Annotated in this window: 7 protein-coding genes and 1 pseudogene; 4 read left to right on the plus strand and 4 right to left on the minus strand. The window is 73.5% G+C overall.

Features of this window, described 5'->3' with window-relative positions; all coding sequences use genetic code 11:
- Positions 1–93: 93 nt before the first annotated feature.
- Positions 94–1,785 (minus strand): annotated as a pseudogene (locus IEW07_RS18450) (glycoside hydrolase family 13 protein).
- A 119-nt stretch (positions 1,786–1,904) separates the two neighbouring features.
- Between IEW07_RS18450 and IEW07_RS18455 the strand changes: the two are divergent.
- From IEW07_RS18455 to IEW07_RS18465, 3 genes are all read left to right on the plus strand, one after another.
- The gene (locus IEW07_RS18455) at positions 1,905–3,131 is read left to right on the plus strand and encodes an ROK family protein (RefSeq protein WP_229741963.1); all 1,227 of its coding nucleotides are present in this window, start codon (positions 1,905–1,907) and stop codon (positions 3,129–3,131) included.
- 111 nt (positions 3,132–3,242) lie between these two features.
- On the plus strand, positions 3,243–4,109 hold the full coding sequence (gene ppgK, locus IEW07_RS18460) for a polyphosphate--glucose phosphotransferase (protein ID WP_188539944.1): 867 nt from the start codon (positions 3,243–3,245) through the stop codon (positions 4,107–4,109).
- A 90-nt stretch (positions 4,110–4,199) separates the two neighbouring features.
- A complete protein-coding gene (locus IEW07_RS18465; RefSeq protein WP_188539946.1) occupies positions 4,200–4,685 on the plus strand; it encodes a subtilase-type protease inhibitor in 486 nt (161 codons plus the stop codon).
- Positions 4,686–4,809: 124 nt separating this feature from the next.
- On the opposite strand, the gene IEW07_RS18470 is transcribed toward IEW07_RS18465, so the two are convergent.
- Together IEW07_RS18470 and IEW07_RS18475 are read right to left on the minus strand one after the other, a co-directional pair.
- On the minus strand, positions 4,810–5,310 hold the full coding sequence (locus tag IEW07_RS18470; RefSeq protein ID WP_188539948.1) for a hypothetical protein: 501 nt from the start codon (positions 5,308–5,310) through the stop codon (positions 4,810–4,812).
- Positions 5,311–5,523: 213 nt separating this feature from the next.
- Positions 5,524–5,913 (minus strand): hypothetical protein, encoded by a 390-nt coding sequence (locus IEW07_RS18475; RefSeq protein ID WP_188539950.1) that lies wholly within the window; start codon positions 5,911–5,913, stop codon positions 5,524–5,526.
- A gap of 225 nt (positions 5,914–6,138) precedes the next feature.
- On the opposite strand from IEW07_RS18475, the gene ppk2 reads away from it, so the two are divergent.
- Positions 6,139–7,074 (plus strand): polyphosphate kinase 2, encoded by a 936-nt coding sequence (gene ppk2 / locus IEW07_RS18480; protein ID WP_188539952.1) that lies wholly within the window; start codon positions 6,139–6,141, stop codon positions 7,072–7,074.
- Positions 7,075–7,118: 44 nt separating this feature from the next.
- On the opposite strand, the gene IEW07_RS18485 is transcribed toward ppk2, so the two are convergent.
- A partial coding sequence (locus IEW07_RS18485) for a DUF8189 domain-containing protein (protein ID WP_229741964.1) occupies positions 7,119–7,320 on the minus strand: 202 nt, incomplete at its 5' end.

The raw sequence follows: 7,320 nt of genomic DNA on the forward strand, positions 1-7,320 counted from the left end.
CGTAGCGCACAGAAGACATGGGTCAGGCCTCTTTCCCGGCAGGCACGTGCCGGACGATCCGAAGGAACAGGGAGAGCTCGAGGACGGCGGGGGTCATCGGAGGATCCACGCGGTGGTGCCGGCCGGCAGGACGTCGCCGTCCAGACGGTCGCTGGCCAGGACGACCCGCCCCGCGGGCAGGGGCACCGGCCCGGGACCGAAGTTGGTGACGCTGTGCCAGTCGCCGGGGCGGACGAAGTGGAGCACCTGCCGCTCCTCCTCCACCCACTCCAGCTCCTCCGCGCCCTGCAGCCGCCGGCGCCAGGCGAGGGCGCGGCGGTACAGGTTCAGCGTCGAGTCCTCGTCCTGCTCCTGACGGGCGGCGGCCGCGGCACCGAACCACTCCGGCTGGGGCAGGTGCGCCCCCGTCCCGCTGAACCCGTACGCGGTGCCCTCGGCGGACCAGGGCAGCGGGACGCGGCATCCGTCGCGGCCGATGTCGACGCCCGGGTTGCGGAAGAACGAAGGATCCTGGCGGTCCTCGTCGGCGATCTCGGCGACCTCGTGCAGGCCCAGCTCCTCCCCCTGGTACAGGTAGGCGGAACCGGGCAGGGCGAGCAACAGCAGGGTCGCGGCCCGGGCCCGGCGCAGGCCCAGCGCCCGGTCCAGCTGATCGGCGGGGGCTCCGTCCAGCAGCCACTGCTTGCCGTCCCGGCCCCCGGCCGAGGGCTCCTGCGCGGGCGACAGACCGTAGCGGGTGGGGTGGCGCACGACGTCGTGGTTGGAGAACACCCATGTGGAGGACGCGCCGGTGGCGGCCGCCTCGGCGAGGTTCCTGGTGACGGAGGCGCGGAACTGCCCGGGGTCGAAGTCGGCGCGCAGGAGGTCGAAGTTGAAGGCCTGCCCGAGGCCCTCGGGGCTGGCGTAGCGGGCGCGGCGCGAGGGGTGCACCCACGCCTCGGCCACGGCGGTGCGGGGAGGGTCGTACTCGTCGAAGACCCCGCGCCACTCGGCGTAGACCTCGTGCACCTCGTCGCGGTCCCAGAAGGGGTGGGCGCCGTGTTCGACGTCCGAGTCGGGCAGCTCCGCGGTGGCGGGCAGCGTCTCGGGCAGGTCCTTGGTGAGGGCGTGCGCCACGTCCACCCGGAACCCGTCGACGCCGCGATCGGCCCAGAAGCGCAGGGTGGTCAGGAAGTCGTCGCGCACCTCCCGGCTGGCCCAGTTGAGGTCCGGCTGCTCCTTGGCGAACAGGTGCAGGTACCACTGCCCCGGCGTGCCGTCCGGCTCCGTGATCCGCTCCCAGGCGGGCCCGCCGAAGATGGACTGCCAGTCGGAGGGCGGCAGGTCCCCGTCCGGGCCCAGGCCGTCGCGGAAGACGTAGCGGTCCCGGGCGGCCGAGCCGCGGGGCGAAGCCAGGGCCTCCTGGAACCACGCGTGGCGGTCGGAGGAGGGGTTGGGGACGATGTCGACGATCAGCCGGATCCCGGCCGCGTGCAGGGCGGCGGACATCTCGTCGAAGTCGGCGAGCGTCCCCAGCCGGGGGTCCACGTCGCGGTAGTCGTCGACGTCGTACCCGCCGTCGGCCAGTGCCGAGGGGTAGAAGGGGCTCATCCAGACGGCGTCCACGCCGAGCTCCCGCAGGTACGGGACCTTCGCCGTGACGCCCCGGAGGTCGCCCAGGCCGTCCCCGTCGGAGTCCTAGAAGCTGCGGGGGTAGATCTGGTACACGGTGGCCTGGCGCCACCAGTCGGCCTCGGCGTGGCGGGGGGAGGTGGGGGTCAGCATCGGGGACGAGGACGGGGGCATCGAGGGTTTCCTCCGGGTCGGGAGCACGGCGGGACGGCGCGGGATCTCATATATTTGGGGTCTAAATTTAGCTCTCGTATTATGATGAGCATCACACCCGACGACGTCAAGAGGTACGCGTGGAACGCACAGGCAGGTCGCCGCAGCTGCTGCGGCGGACGAACATGAGCGCCGTCCTGGCGGCGCTGCGGGGGGCCGGGACCCTTACCACCAGCGACCTGATCGCGGTGACCGGACTGGCCCGGGCCACCGTCATCGCCGTGTGCGACGACCTGATCCGCATGGGCTGGGTGGTGGAGCCGGAGGCGCAGCGCGAGGGCGCGGACTCCTCCGTGGGCCGGCCCGCGCGGCGGTTCCGCTTCAACGACCGGGCCGGCTGCGTCGTGGGCCTCGACGTGGGCGTGGTCAAGACCACCGCGGTGGTGGCCGACGTGACGGGCACGCCCCTCGGCAGGTCGACCCAGCGGTTCGACGACGAGGCGCCGGCCGGGCGGCGGGCGACCGTCCACCGCGCCGTCGACCGGGCGCTGGAGGCCGACGGGGTGAGCCCGGCCACCGTGCTGGCCGTCGCCGTCGGCGTGGCCGCGCCCGTGGACCGGCAGGGGAGGATCTCCGGGCGGCAGAGCTTCTGGGAGGCCTTCGACATCGGGCTCGACACGGACCTGGAGGACCGGTACGGCTGGCCGGTGCTCCTGGCCAACGACGCCAACCTCGCCGCCCTGGCCGAGCACTGGCAGGGCGTGGGGGCCGGGGTGGAGGACCTCGCGGTCATGCTGTCCGGCGAGCGCTTCGGCACGGGGCTGATCGAGTCGGGACGGCTCCTGCGCGGCAGCCTCGGCGGGGCCGGGGAGGTGGGCGACCTGGAACTCGTCCGGGGGGTCGGCAGCCCGCAGGGCATCGCCACACTGTGCCGGATCTGGGGCGCCGAGGCGCTGGCGCCCGGGGCGCCGGCCACGATGCTCCGGGACCTCGTGCAGAGGCCGCAGGACGTGGGCCCGGAGGCGGTGTTCCGGGCCGCGGCCGCCGGCGATGAGGTGGCGCGGAGCATCCTCGACCGCATCGCCGACCGGATGGCGCGCATCATCGCCCTGCTCGCGACCTTCTTCAACCCCCGGCTGCTGGTGATCGCCGGGGCCGTCGCCGAGCCCGCCGCCGTGCTGGTCGGGCCCATCCGGGAGAGGCTGCCCCGCTACACGGCCACCCCGCCGGAGGTCGCGGTGTCCACGCTCGGCGAGGCCGTCGTCTCCCTCGGGGCCGTCCGCATGGCGCTGGACCACGTGGAGCAGCACGCCCTGGACCTGGAGCTCCACCCGCGCGGTGGGGCGGAGAGGCTCACCGCCCCGTGAATCCGGCACGCGGCGCCCTCCGCACGGCGGGCCTCCTCCCGCGCCTCCCGAGCCTCGATAGATTGGGTGCCGTCACCGCACCGCACTCCCCACTTCGACCCAGGACGACGGATGCCCACCACTGATCTGCACACCGCTGACCGCGCCGCCCAGGCCCCGGCCGGATGGTCGACCCTCCACCGCCACCACATCGGCATCGACATCGGCGGGACCGCCATCAAGTACGCGGTCGTGGACATGGCCAAGGGCGTGCCCACCACGCCCGTCCTACAGCTGCCCACCCCTGTCCCGGCCACCCCCGAGGCCGTCGCGGAGGCGCTGGGCGCCCTGGTCGAGCAGCTGTCCTCCAGGCCGGAGGCCCCGGACCCGCACGCGAGCATCGGGGTGGCGCTGCCGGCCATCGTCCGTCACGGCGTCGCCCGCTCGGCCGCCAACATCGACCGGGGATGGCTCGGCCTGGACGTGCAGCGCTTCCTCACCCAGCGGCTCGGACGCGCCGTCCACGTCCTCAACGACGCCGACGCCGCCGGCCTGGCCGAGATCCACTACGGCGCAGGACGCGGCGAGGCCGGCCGCCCGGTGGCCGGCACCGTCCTGGTCATCACCCTGGGCACCGGGATCGGCACGGCGCTGTTCGTCGACGGGAAGCTGGTCCCCAACATGGAGCTGGGCCACCTGGAACTGGCCGGCGTCGACGTGGACACCTGGGCCTCGGCCGTGGCGCGCGAGAGGGATCAGCTGGACTGGGCGGCCTACGCGCAGCGGCTCCAGCGGTACTTCTCCCACCTGGAGTTCCTCTTCTCCCCCGACCTCTTCATCGTCGGGGGCGGCATCTCGGCCCGGCACGAGGACTTCCTGCCCCTCCTCGACCTGGAGACCCCCATCGTGCCCGCGGGCCTGCGCAACTCTGCCGGGATCATCGGCGCGGCACGGCACGCCTATCTGGCCGCGCCGCCGCTGGAGCAGCCGCTGGAGTAGGGCCGGCGCCTCCCGTCCGGCGCGCCCGCGGCGCACAATGGGAGCAGGGCGGTGCGCCACCGGCCGACCGTTCCACGAGGAGGTCCTCCCATGCGTCCCACGCCGGCAACCGTCGCGCGCCGCGCCGTCGCGATCGGCGCTCTCGCACTGGGCTCCGGAGCCTGCGGGCCGGCCGGGGACGCCACCGCGTCCCCCTCCACCCCGCCCGGCGGGGCCCGGGTCCTGCTCGAGATCTCCGTGCGGCCGGCTCCCGAGCAGGACCCGACGCGGCACGTCCTCGAGTGCCTCGACGGCGCCCCGGGACCCGCGACCACCCTGCCCGGCGCCGAGGTGGCGTGCGCCGACGTCGCGGCCCTGGGCGCCGGGTTCTTCACGGCCGAGCCCGACCCCGACCGCGTCTGCACCCTGCAGTACGGCGGGCCGGCGACCGCCCGCGTCACGGGCACCGTGGACGGCGAGGCCGTGGACGCCCGGTTCTCCCTGACCGACGGGTGCGAGATCTCCCGCTGGCAGGCGGCGGAGAGCCTCCTCGGCACGGGCCGTGACCGGCTGCTGCAGGTCATGACGTCGTCATGACGTCCTGGTCGCGCGTGCCCCGGCGGGACCGGGGCACAGCAGCACGTCGCACCCATCCTCACCGGGGCGTGCCGATGCGCCCACGGACCCTGTCGCCGCGGGAGGGGACGATCCCGCCCGTCCGTCAGCCGGCCTGGGCGTAGCTCTCGGCCGCGTGGACCTCCGCCTCCCGGGCCGCCGCCCTGGCCTCGTCGGCCAGGCTCAGGGCGTGGTCGGCACGGGCCGAGAGGGCCTTCAGCTCGGCCTCCCCGATCCCGGTCCGGGAGCCCACGGCGGCCAGGAGGTCCTCGGCGTTCCGGGCGAACGCCTCGGCCCTCGCGGCGGTCCGTCGGGCGACCCCGGCGTGCTCCTGGGCCGCGACGGCGTCCTTGGCGATCTTGGCGTTGCGGGCGTCCCGGACCGCCCTGGCCGCGTCGCCGCGGCACAGGAAGGCACCTTCCACGCACGCGTCGGCGTCGAGCACGGCGGCCTCGACCTCGTCGCCGCAGAAGAGCCCGTAGGCCTCGCCCACGAGCCGCGGCTCGTGCTCGTGGAGGTGCTGGATGAGAGCTCGGACCTGGTCCTCGGAAGCGTTCTCGCAGACGTTCACGGCCCATGCCTGGGCCGAGGCGGAAATCGTGATCATGGCGTGTCCTCTCGGGACGGGGGCGGGAAGGGGGGGACTTCCTCCACCAGTCTCCGCCGGATCGCCCGGGGGATCCAGACTTTTGCGCGCCGGGGACTATGTTTCACCGTCCGGTGCGCCTCGCGCGCCGCTCACGGGGTGGAGCACCGGTGGGCCGGCATGCACCACCCCGGTTGCCGCGGCCCGGAGAGCGGGAGCGACGAGGGCTGCGCGTCAGGCCTCGCGCTCGGCGAGCGTCACCTCGTAGGACAGCGACGCGGGATCGTGGCGGACGCCTGCCAGCACCGCCAGATCGGGTCCGTTGAGGTTGCCCATGATCTGGTGGGAGGTGCGGTCGTCCAGCAGCGGGCCGTCCAGGCCCAGAGGTCGTCCGGAGCCGTCCGTGACCCCGGCGAGGTAGAGGCCGTCCTCGACGTCGTCGTAGACGAGGAGCATCGTCGCGGCCGACGGGTGACGGGTGCGGACCCGCAGCACGAGCTCGTCCAGGGCGGCGACCGTCAGCTCGTGCCGGGCCCGCAGGTACGCCCGGCGGGCGCCCTCGAAGCGCGGAGTGGCAGTGGTCGGGCCCGGAAGTTCGGGGGGCGAGCTCCTCCTGTCCCTCATACCCACGACACTACTCCCTCCCTGCCCCCTCCCTGTCCCCTGCCCGCCCCTTCCCCGTCCGTCCCCGTCCGTCCCCGGCATCGGGGCCGCCGGCCCGTCTCGGCACAGCGCCCGGCGCGTTCCGCCGCCCCGGTGCGGGTGTCCTCCGCCGACCCCTGTTCACCGGCCGGCCACCGTCCCCGCCTAGACTTCGGCCACAGGAGCCGAGCTCGAGGAGGAGCAGAGATGTCCGAGGCCAGGAGGCTGTGGCTGCCCGACGACCAGTGGTCGGTGCGGGAGAACCTGCGGGAGTTCATCGACCACCTCACGGAGCTGGGCTACACCGTGCCCAGCGGGCAGGAGGAGGACCCGGACCTGATCGACCCCGGGGGCTCGGCGGTGGAGACCTGGCGGGAGGAGTACCCCTACGAGGAGCGGATGTCCCGGGAGCAGTACGAGCTGGAGAAGTACCAGCTGCAGATCGAGCTGCTGAAGTTTCAGTACTGGGGCCAGGACCACGACCTGCGCCACGTGATCGTCTTCGAGGGCCGCGACGCCGCCGGCAAGGGCGGGACCATCCACCGCTTCACCGAGCACCTCAACCCCCGGGCAGCCCGGGTGGTGGCCCTGACCCGGCCCTCGGACCGGGAGGCCGGCCAGTGGTACTTCCAGCGCTACATCGCCCACCTGCCCACGGCCGGGGAGATCGTGATGTTCGACCGCTCCTGGTACAACCGCGCCGTCGTCGAACGCGTCATGGGCTTCTGCACCGACGCGCAGTACCTCACGTTCATGGAGCAGGCCCCGGTGTTCGAGAAGATGCTGGTGGACTCCGGGATCCACCTGACCAAGTTCTGGTTCTCCGTCACCCAGCAGGAGCAGCGCACCCGGTTCGCGATCCGCCAGATCGACCCGGTGCGCCGGTGGAAGCTCTCCCCCAACGACCTGGCCTCCCTGGACCGGTGGGAGGACTACACGGAGGCGAAGGAGGAGATGTTCCTGCGCACCGACACCGACCACGCCCCGTGGACCACCATCCGCTCCAACGACAAGAAACGCGCCCGGCTCAACGCCATGCGGGCCTTCCTGAACCAGTTCGACTACGACGACAAGGACCCCGAGGTGGTCCACGCCCCCGACCCGCTGATCGTGCGCCGCGGCCGCGAGGCCCTGGACGACTGAGCCCTCGCGCGCCGGGCGGTGGTCGGTGGTCGGTGGTCGTCGGTTCAGCTCCACCAGCGGTGCCACATCGCGTGGTCACCGCCGATGGCGAAGGCGTCGATCCGGTTCGGGCCCCACGAGACGGCCGCAGGATTGCTGTAGAGCCCTCCGCCGAGGCTCTCCCAGTCGCTCCATCCCCCCTGGAACCACTTGTGGTACAGGGCCCGGTCGTTGCCCACCACGAAGGTGTCCAGCCGGCCGCGGCCC

The sequence above is a fragment of the Kocuria dechangensis genome (assembly GCF_014636775.1).
GTDB lineage: Bacteria > Actinomycetota > Actinomycetes > Actinomycetales > Micrococcaceae > Kocuria > Kocuria dechangensis.